This is a genomic window from Kitasatospora sp. NPDC088351, assembly GCF_040685575.1.
Classification (GTDB): domain Bacteria; phylum Actinomycetota; class Actinomycetes; order Streptomycetales; family Streptomycetaceae; genus Kitasatospora.
The window spans coordinates 22661-45602 of sequence record NZ_JBFBIL010000061.1 but is presented as its reverse complement, the minus strand read 5'-3'; the positions used below and the strand labels follow the sequence as shown (position 1 = coordinate 45602).

Annotated in this window: 19 protein-coding genes and 2 tRNA genes; 2 read left to right on the top strand and 19 right to left on the bottom strand. The window is 71.3% G+C overall.

Annotated features, from left to right (window positions below; all coding sequences use genetic code 11):
* Positions 1-254: 254 nt before the first annotated feature.
* The 5 genes from AB0P06_RS30750 to AB0P06_RS30730 all read right to left on the bottom strand — a co-directional run bounded on the left by AB0P06_RS30750 (position 255) and on the right by AB0P06_RS30730 (position 4080).
* The gene (locus tag AB0P06_RS30750; protein WP_363613082.1) at positions 255-1064 is read right to left on the bottom strand and encodes a class E sortase; all 810 of its coding nucleotides are present in this window, start codon (positions 1062-1064) and stop codon (positions 255-257) included.
* 51 nt (positions 1065-1115) lie between these two features.
* Positions 1116-2300, bottom strand: coding sequence for a class E sortase (locus tag AB0P06_RS30745; RefSeq protein ID WP_363613080.1), 1185 nt, complete (start codon positions 2298-2300; stop codon positions 1116-1118).
* 5 nt (positions 2301-2305) lie between these two features.
* Entirely contained in the window at positions 2306-2968 is a 663-nt protein-coding gene (locus AB0P06_RS30740) for an aminodeoxychorismate/anthranilate synthase component II (RefSeq protein WP_363613078.1), read from the bottom strand.
* Positions 2969-3023: 55 nt separating this feature from the next.
* Positions 3024-3200, bottom strand: coding sequence for a hypothetical protein (locus AB0P06_RS30735; protein ID WP_363613076.1), 177 nt, complete (start codon positions 3198-3200; stop codon positions 3024-3026).
* A 124-nt stretch (positions 3201-3324) separates the two neighbouring features.
* On the bottom strand, positions 3325-4080 hold the full coding sequence (locus AB0P06_RS30730) for a DUF881 domain-containing protein (RefSeq protein ID WP_363613090.1): 756 nt from the start codon (positions 4078-4080) through the stop codon (positions 3325-3327).
* Positions 4081-4260: 180 nt separating this feature from the next.
* Here AB0P06_RS30730 and crgA point away from each other — a divergent pair, with 180 nt between their 5' ends.
* Positions 4261-4509, top strand: coding sequence for a cell division protein CrgA (gene crgA / locus AB0P06_RS30725; protein ID WP_350560558.1), 249 nt, complete (start codon positions 4261-4263; stop codon positions 4507-4509).
* 388 nt (positions 4510-4897) lie between these two features.
* Here the strand turns inward: crgA and AB0P06_RS30720 are convergent, their stop codons facing one another.
* Positions 4898-5803, bottom strand: coding sequence for a rhomboid family intramembrane serine protease (locus tag AB0P06_RS30720; RefSeq protein WP_363613073.1), 906 nt, complete (start codon positions 5801-5803; stop codon positions 4898-4900).
* Positions 5804-6092: 289 nt separating this feature from the next.
* Here AB0P06_RS30720 and AB0P06_RS30715 point away from each other — a divergent pair, with 289 nt between their 5' ends.
* On the top strand, positions 6093-6935 hold the full coding sequence (locus AB0P06_RS30715; protein ID WP_363613071.1) for a DUF5324 family protein: 843 nt from the start codon (positions 6093-6095) through the stop codon (positions 6933-6935).
* 87 nt (positions 6936-7022) lie between these two features.
* Here AB0P06_RS30715 and AB0P06_RS30710 read toward each other — a convergent pair.
* From AB0P06_RS30710 to dnaA, 13 genes are all read right to left on the bottom strand, one after another.
* Positions 7023-7095, bottom strand: a tRNA-Ala gene (locus AB0P06_RS30710).
* Positions 7096-7286: 191 nt separating this feature from the next.
* Positions 7287-7415 carry a DLW-39 family protein gene (locus AB0P06_RS30705; RefSeq protein WP_014137031.1) on the bottom strand — a complete coding sequence of 43 codons (129 nt, stop codon included), beginning with the start codon at positions 7413-7415 and terminating at the stop codon, positions 7287-7289.
* Between the two features lie 264 nt (positions 7416-7679).
* Positions 7680-7994, bottom strand: coding sequence for a DUF6191 domain-containing protein (locus AB0P06_RS30700; protein WP_363613069.1), 315 nt, complete (start codon positions 7992-7994; stop codon positions 7680-7682).
* A gap of 123 nt (positions 7995-8117) precedes the next feature.
* A tRNA-Ile gene (locus AB0P06_RS30695) sits at positions 8118-8191 on the bottom strand.
* Between the two features lie 16 nt (positions 8192-8207).
* Complete coding sequence (locus AB0P06_RS30690; RefSeq protein ID WP_363613067.1) at positions 8208-9614, bottom strand: cyclopropane-fatty-acyl-phospholipid synthase family protein; 1407 nt, start codon at positions 9612-9614, stop codon at positions 8208-8210.
* Positions 9615-9881: 267 nt separating this feature from the next.
* Positions 9882-10349: a DUF3566 domain-containing protein gene (locus AB0P06_RS30685; RefSeq protein WP_363613065.1), complete on the bottom strand. Its 468-nt coding sequence runs from the start codon at positions 10347-10349 to the stop codon at positions 9882-9884.
* 424 nt (positions 10350-10773) lie between these two features.
* Complete coding sequence (gene gyrA, locus AB0P06_RS30680; protein WP_363613088.1) at positions 10774-13335, bottom strand: DNA gyrase subunit A; 2562 nt, start codon at positions 13333-13335, stop codon at positions 10774-10776.
* A gap of 119 nt (positions 13336-13454) precedes the next feature.
* A complete protein-coding gene (gene gyrB / locus AB0P06_RS30675) occupies positions 13455-15479 on the bottom strand; it encodes a DNA topoisomerase (ATP-hydrolyzing) subunit B (protein ID WP_363613063.1) in 2025 nt (674 codons plus the stop codon).
* A gap of 257 nt (positions 15480-15736) precedes the next feature.
* Positions 15737-16249, bottom strand: a complete 513-nt coding sequence (locus AB0P06_RS30670; RefSeq protein WP_363613086.1) for a DciA family protein — start codon at positions 16247-16249, stop codon at positions 15737-15739.
* Between the two features lie 124 nt (positions 16250-16373).
* Positions 16374-17507: a DNA replication/repair protein RecF gene (gene recF / locus AB0P06_RS30665; RefSeq protein WP_363613061.1), complete on the bottom strand. Its 1134-nt coding sequence runs from the start codon at positions 17505-17507 to the stop codon at positions 16374-16376.
* A gap of 41 nt (positions 17508-17548) precedes the next feature.
* Positions 17549-18424 carry a phosphogluconate dehydrogenase (NAD(+)-dependent, decarboxylating) gene (gene gnd / locus AB0P06_RS30660; RefSeq protein WP_363613059.1) on the bottom strand — a complete coding sequence of 292 codons (876 nt, stop codon included), beginning with the start codon at positions 18422-18424 and terminating at the stop codon, positions 17549-17551.
* Between the two features lie 166 nt (positions 18425-18590).
* Positions 18591-19721 (bottom strand): DNA polymerase III subunit beta, encoded by a 1131-nt coding sequence (gene dnaN / locus AB0P06_RS30655; protein WP_363613057.1) that lies wholly within the window; start codon positions 19719-19721, stop codon positions 18591-18593.
* A 929-nt stretch (positions 19722-20650) separates the two neighbouring features.
* Positions 20651-22525, bottom strand: a complete 1875-nt coding sequence (gene dnaA, locus AB0P06_RS30650; protein WP_363613055.1) for a chromosomal replication initiator protein DnaA — start codon at positions 22523-22525, stop codon at positions 20651-20653.
* Positions 22526-22942: the final 417 nt, after the last annotated feature.

Sequence of the window (22942 nt, the reverse complement as noted above, 5' to 3'; positions counted from 1 at the left end):
CCAGCAGAGCAGCGGCGCCGAGCGAGCGAACTCCAGTCCACACTCACACCATCAGGTGACACCAGAACCAGTCAAACACTCACAAACCGCTCTCTGAGGGAACGCCCACGGGCCCGCCGGCAGCCGCTACGAACGGCTTCGGCGGGCCCGTGGGCGTTCCTGCCGGCAGCCTCACTCGCGACGCCGGGCAGCGGCCCGCCGCGACCCCCGGCCGTCCGTCGGTCGGACCCTCCTGACCGGCCGGCGCCGACCGGTCAGGAGTGACGCAGCTCGGGCGGCGGGGTGCGCTTGGCGTCCATGTCGTCCACCCGGACCAGGCTGCCCCAGACCGCCATCCGGTAGCGCGAGGTGTAGACCGGCGTACAGGTCGTCAGGGTGATGTAGCGGCCCGGAGCCTGGTAGCCGGAGCCCTTGGGGACGGGGGCGACGATGCCGGTGTCGTACTTGGACGTCTCCGGCAGGGTGCTGTCCGCCTTGTAGACGTACCACTTGTCCTTGGTCTCGACCACGATCGCGTCGCCCTTGTGGACCGCGTCCAGGTCGTGGAACTTGGCGCCGTGGCCGTCCCGGTGCGCGGCGAGCGCGAAGTTCCCGGTCTCGTCCCAGGGCATCGCGGCGCGGTAGGGCTGCTCGTACACCCCGGCGACGCCCTCGGCCAGGGTGTCGGTGTCGGTACCCATCCGGATCAGCACCTGGTAGTTCCGGCCCATCGCGGGAACGTGCAGGAAGCCGACCCCGTCGCCCGCCGCGTAGGCCGTGCCGGGCCCTGTGGGCGCCCCCGAGGGGGCGCCCGGGGCGGCCTGAGGGGTGCCCGGACCGGCCCCGGCCGCCCAGGCGCTGCGCAGCTTGTCGGAGGCCTCGGAGGCGGAGCGGTCCGCCAGCACGTCCGTCCACCAGAGCGAGTACACGACGAACAGGCCGAGCACCAGGCCCAGGGTGATCAGCAGTTCGCCGAAGACACCGACCGCGGCCAGCGCGCGGCCCCGCCGCCGACGGGCGGGTGCGGGCGGCGGAAAGGCCTCTGCCGCCGGTTCCGCCCACTCCGCCGTCTCGTCCTGGGTCACGTGATCTCCCCCTCTGCCTGAGCGCCGTGCGACGGGCCGCCCGCCATGGTGCTAGTTGACCGTGAGGCCGGCCGGCTTGCCCTGGCTCCGCGGCCGTTCCTCGATCATCTTGCCAAAGACGATCAGCCTTGCCTTGGAACTGAACTCCGGCGTGCAGGTGGTCAGTGTGATGTACCGGCCCGCCTGGTTGTATCCGGCGCCGTTGGGGACGGGCTTGATCACACTGACGTTCGACGGCGGGGTCTCCGGAATGCCGCCGGTGACCTCGTAGGTGTAGTACGCGGTCGCGGTCTCCACCACGATCTTGTCGCCCTTGCCGAGCTGGTTGATGTGCCGGAACGGCTCACCGTGGGTGTTGCGGTGCGCGGCCAGCGCGAAGTTCCCGGCCTTGTCGGCCGGCATCCCGGTGCCGGAGTAGTGGCCCACCAGGCCCTTGTCGAGCACCGACGACTTGGCGGTGCCCTCCGCGATCGGGAACTTCAGGCCGAGCTTGGGCAGGTGGATGATCGCGAAGCCCTTGCCGGGCTCGAACACCTCCGGCTTGGCCGGGTCCGGCGCCGGCTGCCCCGGCGCGCCGGGGGCCGGGGCGGCGTCGAACTGCTGCTCCAGCTGGTTGCGGGCACCGTCGGCGGCCGCGTCGGCCTGCACATTGGTCCACCAGAGCTGGTACGAGACGAACAGCAGCATCACCACGCCGAGCGTTATGCACAGCTCACCGACCAGCCGGGCGGCCACCACGACCGGCGACTCCTTGGGCCGCACCCGCGCCGCTCCGCCGGCCCGGCCGCCCGCCCGGCGGCGCCCGCCGCCCGCGCGTACCGACATCCGGCCCTGGGCGGCACGCCGGCGCTCGGCCCGGCCACCGGTGGGCGGTTCCTCCTCGCGCGCCTGCGGAAGGCGCAGCTGGAGGGTCTGGTCGGCCAGCCAGGGGTACTCGGGCAGGCCTGCGCCGTCCTGGTCGTCCGCACCGCCCTGGCCGCCCGGAACGGGCTGCTCGGCCTGCTCGTACACGCCCCAGCCGTCGTCGGCCCCGCCCTGCGGCGGACCGGACTGCTGCGAGGGGTGGGACTGCTGGACCGGGATGTGGCCGCCGAGCCGGAGCTGCCGCTCCTGGTACGTCCGGTCGCCGGGCCCGCCCTGGTGGGCACCGTACGGATCGGTGCGGCTGTACTGGTCGCCGGCCCCGGGCCCGTCCGCCCCCGACTGGTAACGCCCCTCCGGACGCACCGCGGTCATCCCGCTCAGCCCCGGCCGATCACCGGGGCGAGCCCGGCCGAACGACCCACCGCCCGCGGATCGCCGCACTCGGCCAGCCAGTTGGCGAGCATCCGGTGGCCGCCCTCGGTGAGCACCGACTCCGGGTGGAACTGCACGCCCTCCACCAGCAGCTCCCGGTGGCGCAGGCCCATGATCACGCCGCTCTCGGTCCGGGCGGTGACCACCAGCTCGTCGGGCACGGTGGCCGGCTCGACCGCCAGCGAGTGGTACCGGGTCGCGGTGAGCGGCGAGGGCAGGCCCTCGAACACCCCGCCGTCCTCGTGCTCGACCAGCGAGGTCTTGCCGTGCAGCAGCTCCGGCGCCCGGCCGACCACCGCGCCGTACGCCACCGCGATCGACTGCAGGCCGAGGCAGACGCCGAAGACCGGCAGCCCGATCCTGGCGCAGTGGTGCACCATCTCGATGCAGACCCCGGCCTCCTCCGGCGCGCCGGGGCCGGGCGAGAGCAGCACCCCGTCGAAGCCCGCCTCGCCGTCGCGGCGCACCGCGTGCTCGACCGTCACCTCGTCGTTGCGCACCACCTCGCAGGTGGCGCCGAGCTGGTAGAGGTACTGGACCAGGTTGAAGACGAAGCTGTCGTAGTTGTCGACAACCAGGATGCGGGGGGAGGCCGGCTGGGAGGTCATTCGCGCGCTATCTCCGTGGGATGCGGGGGCTGGGAGGAAGAGCAGGGCCGCCGGATCAGCCGACGGCGCCGTCGCCGCCGTCCACTGTGACGTCGCCGAAGGGCAGCAGCGGTTCCGCCCACGGGAAGACGTACGTGAACAGGAGGTAGACCACCCCCAGGACGAGGAGCAGCGAGATGATGGCCCGGACCAGGGAATTCCCCGGAAGGTGACGCCAGATCCAGCCGTACATGGTGCTCCCTCGACGTAACAGACTGGGGTCAAGAGTAGACCCGTGATCTGAGCCCGGGGGGCGGCCCGCCGAGACGGCCCACCGGGCGGTGCCGGATCCGGGGGGACGCCGGGCCGGTCGGCCGCTACTGACCGCCCGCCGAGCGCAGGTCGGTGGTGCCCGAGTAGCCGGGCACCGTGAGGTCGCCGCTCTCCTGGACCTTCCAGCCCAGCCCGTACGCCTGGACGTACTGCAGGTAGTTGCGGATCGCCGGGTCCGCGTCCACCGCCGCCCGCAGCACGTCCGTCTTCCCGACCGCCTTGACCACGTACGGCGGCGAGTAGACCCGGCCCTGGAGCAGCAGGGTGTTGCCCACGCAGCGGACGGCGCTGGTGGAGACGAGCCGCTGGTCCATCACCTGGACGCCTTCGGCGCCGCCCCGCCAGAGCGCGTTGACCACCGCCTGGATGTCCTGCTGGTGGATGACCAGGTCGTTGACGCCGGGCGCGGGCACCCCGGGGATGCGCGCGGTCGCGTTCGGCGGGGCGTCGTTGAGGGTGACGGTCAGGCCGGGCCCCTGGAGCGGGTCCAGCGCGGCGGCCTGGTGCAGGGTGTCCAGCCGGGCGGCGTCGGCCGGGCTGCGGCCCTGCTGCTGGGTCAGCTGCTGGGACCGGGCCTGGAGGTCGGCGAGCTGGGCCTGGGCCTGCTGGTTCTGCGAGCTCCGCTGGCGTATCACGTCGCCGAGGCTCAGCAGGGAGTTGTCGGTGCGCAGATCGGTGCCGCGGGCGGTCTGCGCGCTGATGTAGAAGAGCAGTCCGGCGAGCGCGAAGACGGCGCAGGTCAGGGCACGGCCGACAATTCGGGTGCCGGAAGCCCGGGTGCGGGCCGGCCGAGGGGGAATCGACAAATTAGGCACCGTACCCTTATCTCCTTCAGACCCGCAGAGCCACTACGCTAACGGACGCCGGTGGCATGTGCGGGGCCGGTCCCCATGGCATTCCGCACAGCCGTCAGCACCAGCCGCCTCACCTCCGCTGCACCCCCTGCGCGGTCTCACAGCGCATCGACAGGAGAGCTCCTCGTGCCGAAGTCTCGACTCCGCAAGAAGTCCGACTACACCCCGCCGACGACGGCCACGGTGAAGATCAGTTCGGGCCGCGGCTGGGTCGCCCCCCTGATGCTGGCGCTGTTCCTGGTCGGCCTGGTGTGGATCGTCACCTACTACGTGACCAGCGGCAGCTGGCCGGTGGAGAGCTGGCGGAACTGGAACATCCTGGTGGGCTTCGGCTTCATCGCCGCGGGATTCGGCGTCTCCACCCAGTGGAAGTGACGCCGGGGCCCCGCCCCTGAGCGTCTTCCGGCCCCGAGCACACCCGCCGTCCCGGACGTCACGTCCCGGGACGGCTCGGTGGTGCGCCCGCACTCCGCCGACCGGCCCGGTCGGGGGCCCCTCGCTGTGCCCTGCCCTGCCCCGACGCGACAATCGCGCTAACGCGACTATCGTGCTATCCGGCTTATCCACATGGTTATCCACACTGGGGAAAAGCTCCCCCAGGCTGTGGATAACTCGCGCCCGGCGCGCCTTCCGCACCCCTGCGCGCCCTCCCCCGAATAGCAAATCCACACAGCAGGACACGCGTAGAACAGCCGTCCACCGCGCACTTCTCCCACCGGCTGTGCACAACCCCGCACCCGCTGTGGACAAACGTCCGGATGCGTCACCCGCCGTAGCGGGCCGTCCCGATCAGGACCAGCAGCAGCACCACGCCCGCCATCACCGCCACCGTGAGCCCCTGAACGGCCGTCCGGCGCTCGCGCGGGGCGTACATCAGCCCGATCGCGGTCAGCGTCCCCGCGACCAGCCCGCCGATGTGCGCCCGCCAGTCGATCGAGTGCACCGAGAAGGTGACGATCAGATTGAAGACCAGCAGCGCGATCACCGGGGCGAGCGGCGTCCTGGTCCTGCGGTACATCACCGCGGTGGCGCCGAACAGGCCGTAGACCGCGCCGGAGGCGCCCAGCGAGTTCATGAAGCCACCGGCCACCAGGAAGGCGAACGCGCTGCCGGCCAGGCCCGAGACCAGGTACAGGCCGAGATAGCGGAGCCGGCCGAGCGCCATCTCCAGCGGCGGCCCCATCACCCAGAGCACCACCATGTTGGTGGCGATGTGCCAGGGCGCGGTGTGCAGGAAGGTCGCGGTCAGCAGCCGGTACCACTGATCGGGCCCGGCCGCGACGCCGGACGGGAAGCCGGTGATCTGCGGCCCGACGCTGAACAGCGACAGGTCATTGGCGAGCCACGGCTTGAGCACGTACGCGGCCAGCACGAAGACCGCCAGATTGAGCCCGACCAGGACCTTGGTGACCAGCGCGCCGTCCGCGGTCAGCTGCCCGCCGAACCGGGTGGTCGCCCGCCGCACCTCGCGGTGGCCGCCGCTGACGCACTCCGGGCAGTGGAAGCCCACCGAGGCGCTCACCATGCACAGCGGGCAGATCGGCCGACCGCACCGGCCGCAGCCGATCCCGGTCTCCTGCTCGGGGTGCCGGTAGCACCGGTGCAGCCCGGACCCGCCCGTGGGCCGCGGCGTCGGATCGGCCGGCGGCCTTGGCTCGTCCGGGAGCATCAGCGGTCGTCCCTTCTCCTGCGCGGACCCGGCGCCACCCGCCGAACGGGGTACCACCGGAACCGTCAGCGTACTGCGACCGGATCAACGACGGGGTGATCCCCGTCGACTCGATCGTGACCCCGTCCCGGGCCGTTCACACCCGTCCCGCCCGGCGCCGCCACCGCCGCCACCGCGCCGCCCGCGCCCCGCGTACGGCCCACTCCGGAGTGCTGGTGGACAAATCAGCATGCATGATCAGCATTCAGGTGGATATGTGCATAAAGGACGCCACCAGGAGGAGAGACTCGTGACCCGTTTGGACTCAGCCCGTGAGACGGCCGGCAAGACCCGGGACGCCCTCGTGCCCTATGCCGCCACCGCCAAGGACACCGCGGCACAGCTGGCGGACGACGCGAAGCAACGCCTGGGGCCCGCCCTGGACGCACTCGGCCCGAAGGCCGCCCAGGCCGCCCACAGCGTCCGCGTCCAGTACGACAGACATGTCGCCCCGCAGTTCGGTCACGCCTTCGCCAGCCTGCCCCCCGAGGCCCAGCAGCACGCCCTCAAGGCCCTGCACCGCACCCAGGAGGCCGCTCTGGCCGCCCGGCTCTCCGCGGCCCGCGCCGCCGACCAGGCCAGGAGCAACGTCGGCCCCAAGGTGGTGCAGGTGGTCGAGGAGGCCCGCGCGGCCGTCACCCCGGTCGCCCAGGAGGCCCAGACCCGCGGCGCCGCCGCGCTGACCGCGCTCCAGGGCAATGTCACCTCCGCCGAGATCAGCCACCTCGCCGCCCGCAACCTCAGGAAGAAGCAGTGCAACGCCTGGGCCACCGGCCTGGCGGTGGCCGGCGCCGTCGCGATCGGCAGCGGCATCGTGATCTGGCAGTGGTGGCGGCACCGCAGCAACCCCGAGTGGCTGGTCGAGCCGCCGGCCGGGCAGTCCGCGACGACCAGCGGGGAGGGCGGCCCCGCCGCGACGGCCCCGCACACCGGCGCCCACGCCGTGGGCGGCGGCGCTCCGGCCGGATCACCGGTGGACGAATCGGACCCGGAGACCGGGAGCGAGGCGGCCACCGACGCCACCAGGCCCGGTCCGCCACCCGGCGAGGAGGACGACCACCCCAAGCCGCACGACCCGCGCAAGCCGCACTGACCGGCCGCACGGGCGCGAGAACGCCGATCGGCCGCTGACCCGGATTCAGGTCAGCGGCCGATCGGCTGTTTCCACAGCTGTGAACTGTGGAGCTTAGGAGACTCGAACTCCTGACATCTGCCTTGCAAAGGCAGCGCTCTACCAACTGAGCTAAAGCCCCTCGACGGCACCACTCGTACCGACGGGCACTAGCGTACCGGGTCCTGGCGCGAATCCCACGCCCTCTCCCCGCACCTTCCGCCGGGACGGTGTCCGGAAGTCGGCCGGCCCGGTCGCAGGACCGGGCCGGCCGACCCGGGAGGCGCCGCCCGGCGCCTCCGAAGATCGTCGATCGTCAGATCGTCCGGGGCCTCAGCGACCGGCCGGGACCGGGTCGGTGGCCTCGGTCCACAGGTCCTGCTCGGCGCGGTCCGCCTGGACCTGACGGTAGACAAAGAAGCCGCCGAGGGCGACCAGGGCGACCAGGAGAAGCTTCTTCACCGCGGGACCTCGTCCTTCTTGCGTTGCGGACTCAACAGCCGTGCTCCGGCCGGATTGGCCGGGCCGACGAGTCCATGAGTTGTTTCGAGTGCGAACGGGCTGTCGGGTGCCGGACTGCCCTTGCGGCCGATGATACACACCGGTGTCCCAATCGTGACCAGCCGCCGCTGCCTCCAACCAACCGGTCCGGCCGGAGGATTGACGCCACACCTTCTGCCCTGCGGCCGGCCCGCCCACGACACCCCGGGACCGCCGCCCGAACCGCTACCGGCGCGTCGTCGGCACCACCACCGCCGTACCGGCCGCCAGGTCCACCCTGGTCCTGGGCGGCGCCCCCTCGCCCTCCTCGTCGCGCAGCATCAGCGTGCTCCGCCGCTCGTCCAGCTCGTGCTGCTTGCCGGCCGCGAACTGCGCGTGCAACTGCTCGAACCCCGTCGCCGAGACCTGCCCCTCCCGGCCCGTCCCCCGCCAGGGCACCCAGCGCGACTTCCGCGCCCGCAGCGCCAGCTGATCGAGAAAGGCCAGGGCCACCAGCGCACAGACCAGCCCCGGAATGCTCATCGCCCAGAACAGCGCCATACCGCCACCATCCCTCCACTCGCCCTACCCCCGACAACACCCGGGGACGGCGCGCAGTTCCGGCGGCGGCCAAGAAAACGTCGAAGGGCCCGGAGTGAGATCACTCCGGGCCCTTCGCGCCGGTGGGCCTAACAGGACTTGAACCTGTGGCCTCTTCCTTATCAGGGAAGCGCTCTAACCGTCTGAGCTATAGGCCCTTGCCGCACTGAAAGATTAGCGGACCGATGGCCGATCTCCCAAATCCGGGTCGGCGGGGGTCGCGGCGGCGGGTTCGGGACCGGTGGCGAAGGGCCGCAGGTGGGGGGTGTCGGCCGGGCGCAGCAGCCACTCCTCGCGGGTGGCGGGGAACCGGGCCTCGCCCTCGGGGCCGGTACGGACGGCGAGGATCTGGTTGACCCCGATGCGGTTCTGCTCGAAGGCCAGCGCGGACGCCGCCATGTACAGCCGCCAGACCCTGGCCCGGCCGCGACCGGCCAGACCGACCGCCTCCGTCCAGCGCGCCTCCAGGTTGGCCACCCACTCGCGCAGGGTCAGGCCGTAGTGCTCCCGCAGCGACTCGACGTCACGGACCTCGAAACCGGCCTCCTCCAGCCGGGCCACCGTGCTGCCGACCGGGGAGAGCTCCCCGTCGGGGAAGACGTAGCGGTCGATGAACGGGCTGGTGCGGTGCGGCTCACCGGGGTGGTCGGGGCGGCGGGCGATCTGGTGGTTGAGCAGCCGGCCGCCGGGCACCAGCAGCCCGTGCAGGCCCTCGGCGTAGACGCGGTACTGCTCGGCGCCGACGTGCTCGGCCATGCCGACGCTGGAGATCGCGTCGAAGGGGCCGTCCTGGATCTCCCGGTAGTCCTGGAGGCGGACCTCGACCCGCCCGGAGAGACCGGCCTCCTCGATCCGCCGCCGGGCCAGCGCGACCTGCTCGGTCGAGATGGAGACGCCGACCGCGGTGACCCCGTAGTGCTCCGCCGCGTGCAGCAGCAGCGAGCCCCAGCCGCAGCCGACGTCCAGCAGCCGCATCCCGGGCCGCAGGCCGAGCTTGCGGCAGATCAGGTCGAGCTTGGCCTCCTGGGCCGCCTCCAGGCTCTTGGCGGCGGGCGCCCAGTACGCGCAGGAGTACGCCATCGACGGGCCCAGTACGAGGGCGTAGAAGTCGTTCCCGACGTCGTAGTGGTGGCTGATGGCCGCGCGGTCCCGGCTGCGGCTGTGCAGCCGCCCCTGGACGGCCCTGGCCTCCTCCGGCGGCGGGACGGGCCGCGGGCCCAGCGCACCGGCCCGCAGCAGGGCCGCGAGCACCCGGCGGCCCTTGGGGCCGAGCACATCGGCCGGGCCGAGCCGCAGCCGGCGGATCTCGGGCCGCTCGGCGAAGAGCGCCACGGCCGCCAGCACCTCGTAGAGGTCGGCGCCGGGGGCGAGCTCCAGGTCCCCCGAGACATAGGCGCGGGCCAGGCCCAGTTCGCCCGGCTGCCAGAGCAGGCGGCGCAGCGCCCGGCGGCCGCGCAGCACCACGGTGGGCGCCCCCGGTGGCCCGGCGACACTGCCGTCCCACGCCTGCACCCGCAGCGGCACCGGGATCCCCAGTAGCCCCTCCAGGGCCTCGACCAGTTGACTTGCGAGCTGAGCCATCGCGCGCCTCCGTCCAGCCGTACCTGCACAGCCGTACCAGCCCCGGCCAGTCGGACCGGGGGGCGGCCTGCGGCAGTCGGAGCCCGGAACGGGCGCACCCAGCTAATCCCACCGCGCCCGGCCCCAAATCGGGCGGCACGCCGCGGGAGTCGGCTGTCACCCGAATGCCAGCGGGCCCCGCAGGCTGCAACAGCCTGCGGGGCCCGCCCATTCCGTCCGCGGACGGAAATCTGACCCGGGATCAGAAACCGGCCGGTGTGGCCGGGATCAGTCCTCCTCGGCCAGGGTCAGCTCGATGCCGCCGGTGAAGCCGGCCGCCGCGTTGTAGATGAACGCGGAGAGCGTGGACAGCGCGGTCAGCAGCACCACGTCGACCACCGCGATCAGCGAGGTGAAGGTCATCACCTTGCCGAAGCCGACGTAGTCCATCAGGTTGAGGCCGCCGGTGGTGTCCGAGCCGGTGACGTCCTTCAGGGTCTTGGTCAGCGAGTCGAAGACGCCGAGCGAGTCCAGCGTCATCCACAGCACCGCGGCCGCGACGATGATGATGATCCCGACCGCCAGCGACAGCAGGAAACTGACCTTCATGACCGACCAGGGGTCGGCCTTGGTCACCCTCAGCCGGGCCTTGCGGGTCCGGCCCAGGCCCGCTCCGGCCGGGGCCGGTGCGCCGGCCGGCCGACGCGCGGCGGCCCCGCCGGGAACGGGCGTACCGCCGGGCGGGGTGTTGCCCACCCTGGTCCCCCGGGGCGGCGTCGGCTGCCCCTTGGCGTACGTGGTCGGCTGCGAAAACCCGCCCTGCCCCGGCGCACCCGAAGCCGGCGGTGTCGGCTGACCGCCGTAGGTCCCCCCGCCGCCCTGACCCGCCGCACCGACCGGTGGCATCAGCGAGGTGGACGCGGCCGGGTGCTCGGCCGGCGGCTGCGGCCCGCCGTACCCCCCGCCGCCCTGTGCTGCGCCCGGACGGCCGCCGGTGGCTCCTCCCGCAGCACCCGTGGCTCCACTCACCTGGTCCTCCCGCACTTCCCGCCAGGACGGCTGCGCCGGCCTGCTTCGTCACTCGTCACCCCAGCGCCCGGCGGGATTGCCCGGAACTGGTCGGCGGCCGGTACCGCCGCGCCCTGTACGGACGCGGCGGTACCGGCCGACGCGATCGGGATCAGGCCTGGGCGTCCTCGCCGCCCGGCGCCGTCTCCACACCCTCGATACCCTCGGCCGACCCGGTGGACTCGGCGGACTCGGTACCCGCCGCCTCGTCCTCCGTGCCCTCCTCGTCCTCGGCCTCCGCGTTGCGGGCCATGCCCACCACCGCGTCGCGCTTTCCGAGGTTGATCAGTTGGACGCCCATGGTGTCACGTCCGGTTTCACGAACCTCGGAAACCCTTGTACGAATCACCCCACCCGAGAGGGTGATCGCCATGATCTCGTCGGTGTCGTCCACCACCAGAGCGCCGACCAGCGAGCCCCGGCCCTCGACGATCTTCGCCGCCTTGGTGCCGTAGCCGCCGCGTCCCTGGACACGGTACTCGTCCACCCCGGTGCGCTTGGCGTAACCGCCGTCGGTGGCGGTGAAGACGTACGTCCCTGGACGCACCACGTTCATCGAGAGCAGTTCGTCGTCCTCGCGGAAGGACATGCCCTTGACGCCCGAGGTCGCGCGGCCGGTGGGCCGCAGCGCGTCGTCGGTGGCGGTGAACCGGATCGACTGGGCCTTCTTGGAGACCAGCAGCAGGTCGTCCTCGGCGGAGACCAGCTCGGCACCGATCAGCTCGTCGTCCCGGCCCTGGTCGTCCTGGCGCAGGTTGATCGCGATCAGGCCGCCGGAGCGCGGGGAGTCGTAGTCCTTCAGCTGGGACTTCTTCACCAGACCGGCCCGGGTCGCGAGGACCAGGTACGGCTTGTCCTCGTAGGTGCGCACCGCCATCACCTGGGTGATGTGCTCCTCCGGCTGGAAGGCCAGCAGGTTGGCCACGTGCTGGCCGCGGGCGTCGCGCCCGGCGTCCGGCAGCTCGTAGCCCTTGGCGCGGTAGACCCGGCCCTTGTTGGTGAAGAACAGGATCCAGTTGTGGGTCGTCGTCACGAAGAAGTGGTCGACGAGGTCGTCCTGCTTCAGCTGGGCGCCGCGCACGCCCTTGCCGCCGCGCTTCTGCGAGCGGTAGAGGTCGGAGCGGGTCCGCTTGACGTAGCCACCACGGGTGATGGTGACGACGATGTCCTCCTCGGCGATGAGGTCCTCGATGGAGAGGTCGCCGTCGGACGGGATCAGGGTGGAGCGCCGCTCGTCGCCGTACTTCTCGACGATCGCGGTGAGCTCCTCGGAGATGATCTCGCGCTGGCGGCCCGGCGAACGCAGGATCGCGTTGTACTCGTCGATCTTGCGCTGCAGCTCGTCGTGCTCGTCGGTGATCCGCTGGCGCTCCAGGGCAGCCAGGCGGCGCAGCTGCATCTCGAGGATCGCGTTGGCCTGGAGCTCGTCGATGGAGAGCAGGCCCATCAGGCCGGTGCGGGCGGCGTCGGCACTCTCCGAGGCCCGGATCAGCGCGATGACCTCGTCGATCACGTCCAGGGCGCGCAGCAGGGCGCGCAGGATGTGCGCCCGCTCCTCGGCCTTGCGCAGCCGGAAGGTGGTGCGCCGGACGATGACCTCGACCTGGTGGTTGACCCAGTGCCGGATGAAGGCGTCCAGCGAGAGCGTGCGCGGCACGCCGTCGACCAGGGCCAGCATGTTGGCGCCGAAGTTGGTCTGCAGGTCGGTGTGCTTGTAGAGGTTGTTCAGCACGACCTTGGCGACGGCGTCGCGCTTGAGCACGATCACCAGGCGCTGGCCGGTGCGCGAGGAGGACTCGTCGCGGACGTCGGCGATGCCGGCGACCTTGCCGTCCTTGACCAGGTCGGCGATCTTCAGCGCGAGGTTGTCCGGGTTGACCTGGTACGGCAGCTCGGTGATCACCAGGCACTGGCGGCCCTGGATCTCCTCGACCTCGACCACGGCGCGCATGGTGATCGAGCCGCGCCCAGTGCGGTACGCCTCCTCGATCCCGCGGCGGCCGACGATCAGGGCGCCGGTCGGGAAGTCCGGGCCCTTGATCCGCTCGATCAGGGCCTCCAGCAGCTCCTCGTTGGAGGCGTCCGGGTGCTCCAGCGCCCAGAGCGCGCCGGAGGCGACCTCGCGGAGGTTGTGCGGCGGGATGTTGGTGGCCATGCCGACCGCGATGCCGGTGGCACCGTTGATCAGCAGGTTGGGGATGCGCGCGGGCAGGACGGTGGGCTCCTGCGAGCGGCCGTCGTAGTTGGCGGCGAAGTCGACGGTCTCCTCGTCGATGTCCCGCATCATCTCCATGGCCAGCGGCATCATCTTGCACTCGGTGTAGCGCATGGCCGCGGCCGGGTCGTTGCCCGGGGAGCCGAAGTTGCCGTTGCCGTCGACCAGCGGCATCCGCAGCGACCACGGCTGGGCCAGCCGGACCACGGTGTCGTAGATCGAGGTGTCGCCGTGCGGGTGGTAGTTGCCCATGACGTCGCCGACGACGCGGGCGCACTTGTAGTAGCCCTTCTCGGGGCGGTACCCGCCGTCGTACATCGCGTAGAGCACGCGCCGGTGCACCGGCTTGAGGCCGTCGCGGACCTCGGGGAGCGCCCGGCTGACGATCACGCTCATCGCGTAGTCGAGGTAGGAGCGCTGCATCTCGGTCTCGAGCTCGATCGGCTCGACCCGGGACACGAAGGTGTCGGTGGCGGTGCTGGCGTCCGGCTGCTCGCCGTCGGGACGGTTGTCGTCGACCACTGGTGGTCAGTTTCCTTTCACGCGTGACTGGACTGTGCTGGCGGGGAGGGCCCCGGTCACACGTCCAGGAAGCGGACGTCCTTGGCGTTGCGCTGGATGAAGGAGCGGCGGGCCTCGACGTCCTCGCCCATCAGGACCGAGAACAGGTCGTCGGCACGGGCCGCGTCCTCCAGGGTGACCTGCATGAGCAGCCGGTGGGCCTGGTCCATGGTGGTGACCCGGAGCTCCTCGGCGTTCATCTCGCCGAGACCCTTGAAGCGCTGGATCGCGTCGTCCTTCGGCAGCCGTCGGCCGGCCGCGACGCCGGCCGCGATGGTGGCGTCCCGCTCGCGGTCGGAGTAGACGTAGTCGAAGTCGTCCTTGCCCCACTTGATCTTGTACAGCGGCGGCATCGCCAGGTACACGTACCCGGACTCGACCAGCGGCCGCATGAAGCGGAACAGCAGGGTCAGCAGCAGGGTGCGGATGTGCTGTCCGTCGACGTCGGCGTCCGCCATCAGGACGATCTTGTGATAGCGGAGCTTGGACTCGTCGTAGTCCTCCTGGATGCCGCAGCCGAAGGCCGAGATCAGCGCCTGGACCTCGGTGTTCTGCAGCACCTTGTCGATCCGGGCCTTCTCGACGTTCAGGATCTTGCCGCGGATCGGGAGGATGGCCTGGATCCGCGGGTCGCGGCCCTGCTTGGCCGAGCCGCCGGCGGAGTCACCCTCGACGATGAAGATCTCGCATTCGGCCGGGTCCTTGGACTGGCAGTCGCTGAGCTTGCCCGGCAGCGAGGCGCTCTCCAGCAGGCCCTTGCGGCGGGTCAGGTCACGGGCCTTGCGGGCGGCGACGCGCGCGGTGGCGGCCTGGATGGACTTGCGGATGATGTCCGCGGCCTCGTTGGGGTTGCGGTCCAGCCAGTCGTTCAGCTGCTCGTGGACCACCCGCTGGACGAAGGTCTTCGCCTCGGTGTTGCCGAGCTTGTCCTTGGTCTGGCCCTCGAACTGCGGCTCGCCGAGCTTGACCGAGATGATCGCGGTCAGACCCTCGCGGATGTCCTCGCCGGAGAGGTTGTCGTCCTTCTCGCGGAGCAGCTTCTTGTCCCGCGCGTAGCGGTTGACCAGGCCGGTCAGCGCGGCGCGGAAGCCCTCCTCGTGGGTACCGCCGCCGTGCGTGTGGATGGTGTTGGCGAAGCTGTAGACCCCCTCGGTGTAGGAGGAGTTCCACTGCATCGCGATCTCCACCGAGATCGCCTTGTCCTTGTCCTCCGCCTCGAAGTCGATCACCGAGGGGTGGATGACCTCGCCCTTGCGGGAGTTGAGGTGGGCGACGAAGTCGGCGATGCCGCCGTCGTACTTGTACGTGACGGAGAGCGGCCTGCCCTCCTCGTCCGCGTGCTCGGGGCGCTCGTCGATCAGCGAGATGGACAGGCCCTTGTTGAGGAAGGCCATCTCCTGGAAGCGCCGGGAGAGCGTCTCGAAGGAGTAGACGGTGGTCTCGAAGATGTCCCCGTCGGCCCAGAACGTGACCGTGGTGCCGGTCCGGTCGGTCGGCTCGCCCTTGACCAGCGGACCGGTCGGGGCACCCATCTTGTAGTCCTGGGTCCAGATGCTGCCGTCCTTGTGGATCTCCACGGAGAGCCTGGTGGACAGCGCGTTCACCACGGAGACGCCGACACCGTGCAGACCGCCGGAGACGGCGTAGCCGCCGCCGCCGAACTTGCCGCCGGCGTGCAGGACGGTGAGCACGACCTCGACGGCCGGCTTGTCCTGACCTGGGACGATGTCCACCGGGATGCCGCGGCCGTTGTCGACCACCCGGACCGCGCCGTCGGCGAGGAGCGTGACGTCGATGGTGTCGGCGTACCCGGCCATCGCCTCGTCGACGGAGTTGTCCACGACCTCCTGCACCAGGTGGTGCAGCCCGCGCTCACCGGTCGAACCGATGTACATGCCGGGGCGCTTGCGGACGGCGTCGAGGCCTTCCAGCACCTGGATGTTGCTACCGGTGTAGGTGCTCTCGGTCGCCTGGTCGGTCTGGTCTGGGGTCTGGCTGGGGTTGCCGGAATCGGCCACGAAGCGCCCTCTCTGGCACAGCACGGGCCGCATCCCCACCCCGTGTGGGCGGGCGTGCGACCACGGCGTTTCGACTCGGTTGCCACTAGCAACAGTGTTTGGCCTTCAGTCTACCGGTACGACTGACATAGATGGGCGTTTGGCAGCCTCTGAGGGCAGATACGCCGCCCTGAATCCCCTCTGCACGTGTCCCGATACTCGCCCCGGGGGCCCAGACCGCCTGGAAGGGCCGTCAGGGGTTCCGGAGGATCCCGGTCCGCTCGCGACCCGGCCGGCCGGACTCAGCCCCAGGTGTCGCCCGGCCCCTTGCTCCCCGGCGCGCGCAGCCGTCCGTAACCGCGTACCGGGGCGGCGGGGCCCAGCACCTTGATCACCTTGACCGTGCCATGGCCCAGCTCGTGGTTCAGGCGGGCCACCAACTGCCTGGCCAGCCAGCGCAGTTGAGTTGCCCATGCGGTGGAGTCGCACTGCACGGTGAGCACCGCTGCCGCGTCGTCGTAGGAGGTGGGCTCACAGTGCGCCGCGATGTCCGGGCCGACGATCTGGCTCCACCGGCCCATCACCCCGCCGACCGCCGCCGAGGACTCCCAGCCGCGCTCGGTCAGCAGCCGGTTCAGCGCGGCGCCCAGCGGCACCGGGTCACGGCCGTCCGAGCGCGCTCCGCTGCGCAGCCCGTGCCGCTTCGCCTCGCGCTTCTCCCGGACCTGCTCGCCGCGCTCCCGGGCCTGTGCCCGGGCCGCCCGCAGCGCCGAGCGGGCCAGGTCGGCGCCGGTCAGCCGGGCGCCGGCCGGCACCGGGCCGGAGGGCTTCGGGAAGTGCTCCGCCGGCTCGCTCACGGCGATCTCCTTTCCCCAGCCTGTGGACAACCGTCGCGGTCGCGCGCCGGTGAGCCGTCCAGCGTACGGGAGCGGCCGGACCTCAGGCGTCGACCCGGCGCACCGCGCCGTCCGCCACCGTGTAACGGGCCCCGGCCAGCGCCTTCGGCACGTCCTCGGCGACGGCCGCGGTGACCAGCACCTGCTCGCCGCCGGCGACCAGCTCGGCCAGCCGGTCCCGGCGGGAGGCGTCCAGCTCGGCGAAGACGTCGTCCAGGATCAGCACCGGCTCCCCGCCGTCGGCGCGCAGCAGCTCGTACGAGGCCAGCCGCAACGCCAGCGCGAACGACCAGGACTCGCCGTGGCTCGCGTAGCCCTTGGCCGGCAGCGGGCCGAGCTTGAGCACCAGTTCGTCGCGGTGCGGCCCGACCAGCGTCAGCCCGCGCTCGACCTCCTGCTTACGGGCGGCCTGGAGGGCCCGCAGCAGCTGTTCCTCGGCCTGCTCCCGGCTGCCCGGCAGCTCGCCCTCGAAGGAGCTCCGGTACTCCAGCCCGATCTCGCCGCCGGCTGGCGCGAGCTGCCCGTACGCGGCCGCCACCAGCGGCTGCAGGGCAGCCACCAGCTGGATCCGGAAGGCGGTCAACTCCGCTCCGGCGCGCGCCAGATGGCCGTCCCAGACCTCCAGGGTGGAGAGGTCGGCACCCTTGCCGCCACCGGCCCGGCGGGCCATCGCGGCGGTCTTCAGCAGGGCGTTGCGCTGCTTGAGCACCCGCTCGTAATCCTGCCGGACCCCGGCCAGCCGGGGGGCCCGGGCGGTCAGCAGCTCGTCCAGGAAGCGCCGGCGCTCGCCCGGGTCGCCCTTGACCAGGCTGAGGTCCTCGGGGGCGAACAGCACGGTGCGCAGCAGGCCCAGCACGTCGCGCGGGCGGACGTTGTCGGAGCGGTTGATCCGGGCCCGGTTGGCCTTGCCGGGGGTGATCTCCAGCTCGACCAGGGTGCTGCGGGCGCCGGCCAGCACCGAGGCGCGGATCACCGCCCGCTCCGCGCCGAGCCGGATCAACGGGGCGTCGGTGGCCACCCGGTGGCTGCCCAGGGTGGCGATGTAGCCGATCGCCTCCACCAGGTTGGTCTTGCCCTGGCCGTTGGGGCCGACGAAGGCCGTCACGCCCGGGTCGAGGGGTACCTCGGCCCGGGCGTAGGAACGGAAGTCGGCGAGCGACAGATGCGCGACGTGCATGGCTGTGGACTGCGCTCGCCTTCTGTGGAAAACCGGTGGGACTACTTGGACTCGACCGCGTGGCCGCCGAACTGGTTGCGCAGCGCGGCGATCATCTTCATCTGCGGCGAGTCGTCCTGGCGGGAGGCGAACCGGGCGAACAGCGAGGCGGTGATCGCCGGCAGCGGCACGGCGTGGTCGATCGCGGCCTCGACGGTCCAACGGCCCTCGCCGGAGTCGGCGGCCCAGCCCTTGAGCTTGGCCAGGTGCTCGTCGTCGTCCAGGGCGCGGACGGCCAGGTCGAGCAGCCAGGAGCGGATCACGGTGCCCTCCTGCCAGCTGCGGAAGACCTCGCGCACGTCGGTCACCTCGGGGGCGGCCTCCAGCAGCTCCCAGCCCTCGGCGAAGGCCTGCATCATCGCGTACTCGATGCCGTTGTGGACCATCTTCGCGAAGTGGCCGGCACCGACCGCGCCCGCGTGGACGGAGCCGAAGTCGCCCTCGGGCTTGAGCGCGTCGAAGACCGGCTGGACCTTGGCGACGTGCTCGGCGTCGCCGCCGTACATCAGCGCGTAGCCGTTCTCCAGGCCCCAGACGCCGCCGGAGACGCCGCAGTCCACGAAGCCGATGCCCTTGGCGGCCAGCGCCTCGGCGTGCTTGATGTCGTCGGTCCAGCGGGAGTTGCCGCCGTCGACCACCACGTCGCCGGGGGAGAGCAGCTCGGCGAGCTCGTCGACGGTCGCCTGGGTGGCGGCCCCGGCCGGGACCATGACCCAGACCACACGCGGGCCCTGAAGCTTGGTGACGAGCTCCTGGAGGCTCTCGACGTCGGAGATGTCCGGGTTGCGGTCGTAGCCGATGACGGTGTGGCCGGCGCGGCGGATCCGCTCGCGCATGTTGCCGCCCATCTTGCCGAGACCGATGAGGCCGAGCTCCATGACCAAGTCCTTACCTGTGGTGACGTGCCTGCCGGCGGCGCCCTTGCCGCGCTGTCCTGAGCCTACGCGCTGAAGCGACAGGGCCTCCCCGCGGTCGGGCCGACCGGGGGAGGCCTTCCACAGGCTGTGCACAGCCTGTGGGTAACGCGTGCGGCGCCGGCGGGGATCAGCCGGAGAGGCGGACCGGCATGATCAGGTACTGGTACGCCTCGTCCGCCTCGGCGTCCACCGAGGCCTTGCCGCTGAGCAGGGCCGGCTTGGTCGGCGTGGTGAAGCTCAGCTGGGCGTAGGCGGAGTCGATGGCCTTGAGGCCCTCCTCCAGGTAGCCCGGGTTGAAGGCGATCGAGATGGAGTCGCCCTCCAGGGAGGCGTCGATCCGCTCGGTGGCCTGGGCGTCGTCGCCCGAACCGGCCTCCAGGGTGAGGACGCCCTCCTCGAAGTTCAGCCGGACCGGGGTGTTGCGCTCCGCGACCAGCGAGACGCGCTTGAGCGCCTCCAGGAAGGGCTGGGTCTGGATCGCCGCGATGGCGTTGAACTCGGTCGGGAAGAGGCTGCGGAACTTCGGGAACTCGCCCTCCAGCAACCGGGTGGTGGTCCGGCGGCCGGCGCCCTCGAAGCCGACCAGGCCCTCGCCCGCGCCGCCCGAGGAGAGCGCGATCGAGACGTTGTCGCCGCTGCCCAGCGACTTGGCGATGTCCTGCAGGGTCTTGGCGGGCACCAGGGCGACCGCGGAGATGTCCGGCTGCTCGGGCTTCCAGAGCAGCTCGCGGACGGCGAAGCGGTAGCGGTCGGTGGCGGCCAGGGTGATCCGGTCGCCCTCGATCTCGACCCGCACACCGGTGAGCACCGGCAGGGTGTCGTCACGGCCGGCGGCCACCGCGGCCTGGCTGACCGCGGAGGCGAAGACGTCTCCGGAGACGGTGCCGGTCGCGGTCGGCATCTGGGGCAGGGCCGGGTACTCGTCCACCGGGAGGGTGGGGAGGGTGAACCGCGAGCTGCCGCAGACCACGCTGACCCGCTGGCCGTCGGTGGAGATCTCCACAGGCCTGTTGGGAAGGTTGCGCGAGATGTCGTTGAGCAGCCGGCCGGAGACCAGGACGGTGCCGGCCTCCTCGATGTCGGCCTCCAGCTCGACCCGGGCCGAGACCTCGTAGTCGAAGCCGGACAGCGCCAGGCTGCCCTCCTGCGCCGTCAGCAGCAGGCCGGCCAGCACCGGCACCGGCGGCCGTGCCGGGAGGCTGCGGGCAGCCCAGGCCACCGCCTCCGCGAGGACGTCACGCTCCACCCGGAACTTCACCGGTAACCGCCTCCTGGATCGAGCGCTCCCGCTCGCAAGTCTGGTTCGTCTGGTCTTGATCGTCGGTTCGGCTGGCCGCCGAGCTCTGCCGCTCCGCTTCCAGTCGCCGAGGACAGTCTGACGTACTCCACCGACAGACGGGGCAGACGGGCGGAAGCAACCCGAACAGATGTCGGGGATCCGTTGTCCACAGATTTTGGCCCCACCCGCTTTTGAACGAGTCGATGGGTCTATAGGTGTAGCAGTAGTAGTAGGGCCTGTGGAAACCGTGGATAACCCCGTTCGCGCAGGTCAGGCCGGGTTTTTTGTCCACAGGATGTGTGGACGGCGGCTGTGGACGAACACGGCCCGCTGTGGACGGCGGAGCGTTACCCACAGGGCACGCTGGGTATCCACAGGTTATCCCCAGCGCTGTCCCCAGATCCGGCCCCGGTTATCCACGGGCGCCGGTCAACATTTCGTGACGCCTTTCACACCAGGGCATGAACGTGGGTACACGCTTGTCGAACTGTGGACGCGCCTGTGGACAACCTGGGGATAACCCCGCCCTCCCTGGGGACAACCGGTGGATAACCCGGACGGCCCACTGACGGGCCGCCAACTGTCCACACCCTGTGGATAACGGTTGTGCACAAGTCCACAGGCACCTGACCTGCGCGGAAGAGCGTAGCGGCGCTCAGCCTGTGGAGGAATTCTGGATAACTTCCGGTTCCCCGCCCTGTGGACGGCGGGGAACCGGTCCAGCCTGTGGATTTCGGCCCTGCGCGCCGGGGCGGTTCGAATCCCCGGTCAGATGTTCGGCGCGGCCTGCGGGCTGGCGGAGCGTCTGTCGCAGGCATCCCTGCCCAGCCGGACGGCGGTACACACCTGTGGATACGCGAAAAGGGCGTCAGGACCGCTCCTGACGCCCTCCAACGGCCGTGGACGGCCTAGCTCTTGATGCGGTTGGTCAGTTCGGTGACCTGGTTGTAGATCGAGCGACGCTCGGCCATCAGCGAGCGGATCTTGCGGTCCGCGTGCATCACCGTGGTGTGGTCGCGTCCGCCGAACTGGGCGCCGATCTTCGGCAGTGAGAGGTCGGTCAGCTCCCGGCAGAGGTACATGGCGATCTGACGAGCCGTCACCAGCACCCGGCTGCGCGAGGATCCGCAGAGGTCGTCCACGCCCAGCCCGAAGTAGGCCGCGGTCTGCTGCATGATGACCTGCGCGGTGATCTCCGGTCCGGCATCCTCGTCCCCGCCCGGAATCAGGTCCTTGAGGACGATGCCGGCCAACTCCAGGTCCACCGGCGCCCGGTTGAGGTTGGCGAAGGCGGTGACCCGGATCAGGGCGCCCTCCAACTCCCGGATGTTGCGGGTGATTCGGGACGCGATGAACTCCAACACATCCGCCGGGGCGTTCAGTTGCTCCTGGATCGCCTTCTTGCGCAGGATCGCGATCCGGGTCTCCAGCTCCGGCGGGGTGACGTCGGTGATCAGCCCCCACTCGAAGCGGTTGCGCAACCGGTCCTCCAGCGTGATCAGTTGCTTGGGCGGCCGGTCCGAGGAGAGGACGATCTGCTTGTTCGCGTTGTGCAGGGTGTTGAAGGTGTGGAAGAACTCCTCCTGCGTGGACTCCTTGCTCGCCAGGAACTGCACGTCGTCCACGAGCAGGATGTCCATGTCCCGGTAGCGCTTGCGGAACGCGTCCGCCTTGCCGTCGCGGATCGAGTTGATGAACTCGTTGGTGAACTCCTCCGAGGACACGTAGCGCACCCGGGTGCCCGGGAAGAGGCTGCGCGAGTAGTGCCCGATGGCGTGCAGCAGGTGGGTCTTGCCCAGCCCGGACTCGCCGTAGATGAAGAGCGGGTTGTACGCCTTGGCCGGGGCCTCGGCGACCGCCACCGCCGCCGCGTGCGCGAAGCGGTTGCTCGCGCCGATGACGAAGGTGTCGAAGAGGTACTTGGGGTTCAGCCGGGCGGCCGGCTCGTCCTTGCGGGAGCCGCCGGCCGGGGGAGCGCCGGGCGGGGCCGGTACACCGGGGACGGCCTGGCGGTCGGTGGCGCGCTCGGCGCCGGACTTCTCCGCGGGGCGGCCGGGGGCCGGGCGCGGGGCGGGGGAGCGGCGGCCGGCCCCGGCCCGCGGCTGCTCGCCCGGCCCGGGGCCGTACGCGCCGCCGAAGAGGTCGCCCTGGGTGGTCGCCGGCGGCCCGGGCAGCGGGCGGTTCTCGCGCGGCGCCGGGCGGTCGGGCTCGGCCGGCTCGCGGTAGCCGGGCGCGGACTCGGGGTAGCCGGGGCCCTGCTCGCCGTAGCCGGAGTGGCCGGGGTGACCGGGGTGGTTCTCCCAGGACGGGGCGCTCTCGCCGCCGCCCGGCCAGCCCGGTGCTCCGCCCGGGCCACCGTAGGGCGCGGGGCGCTGCTCGTAGCCGCCGTAGCGGCCGCGCTCGTAGTCCTGCTCGTAGGGGCGCTCGTACGACGGCTCCCCGTACTCGCCGGCGTCCTCGCCGCCCGGGCCCGGGTACGGCTCGGCCGGTGCGGCGGGCATCGGGGTGGTGGGCACGGCGTTGGCGTCGACCATCACGGCGATCCGCACCGGCCGGTTCAGCTCGCGGCTGAGGGCCTCGGTCAGCTGCGGCAGCAGCCGGCCCTCCAGCACCTGCTTGGCCCGCTCGTTGGGGGTCGCCAGCAGGGCGGTGTCGTGCATCATCCACATCGGCTGGGTGCGCTGCACCCACTGCTTGTCCATCTCCCCGACATCCGGGTCGTTGACCAGCCGCTCGACGACTCTCGCCCAGACCGGGACGAGGTCGCTGTTGACATCAGCCACTGGTGCACGCTTTCTCGGTTCCCCGCGGCTCCAGCAGGGGGTGGTGGATCAAGAGACTGTGGATCGATGGGTCGGTTGTGAAGAACAAACCAGACAAGTCCTGCAACGGTAGTCAGCGAACAGGGCCGGATCAAGTCGTTGTCCACAGGCTGTGGGCAACGGCGGAGGCATGAGGTCCGCGGCGGGGGCGGATGCGAACGGCCGGTTTGACCCTCGCGCCCCGTCCCGCGTACCGTAACCAGGTCGAGTTGTCGATGGCCGCTGCCGCATGTCCGCGGGTCCGCCCGCTCCATAAGGCGCGCAGCACGGGCGCCGTGGATTGCCTCAGACCCCAGCCGAACTGGGGCGATGGGCCGGATTTCCGTATCAGGGGAGATCACGCGGACGCACGGTGACGGCCAAGCGACCCCCCGTCAT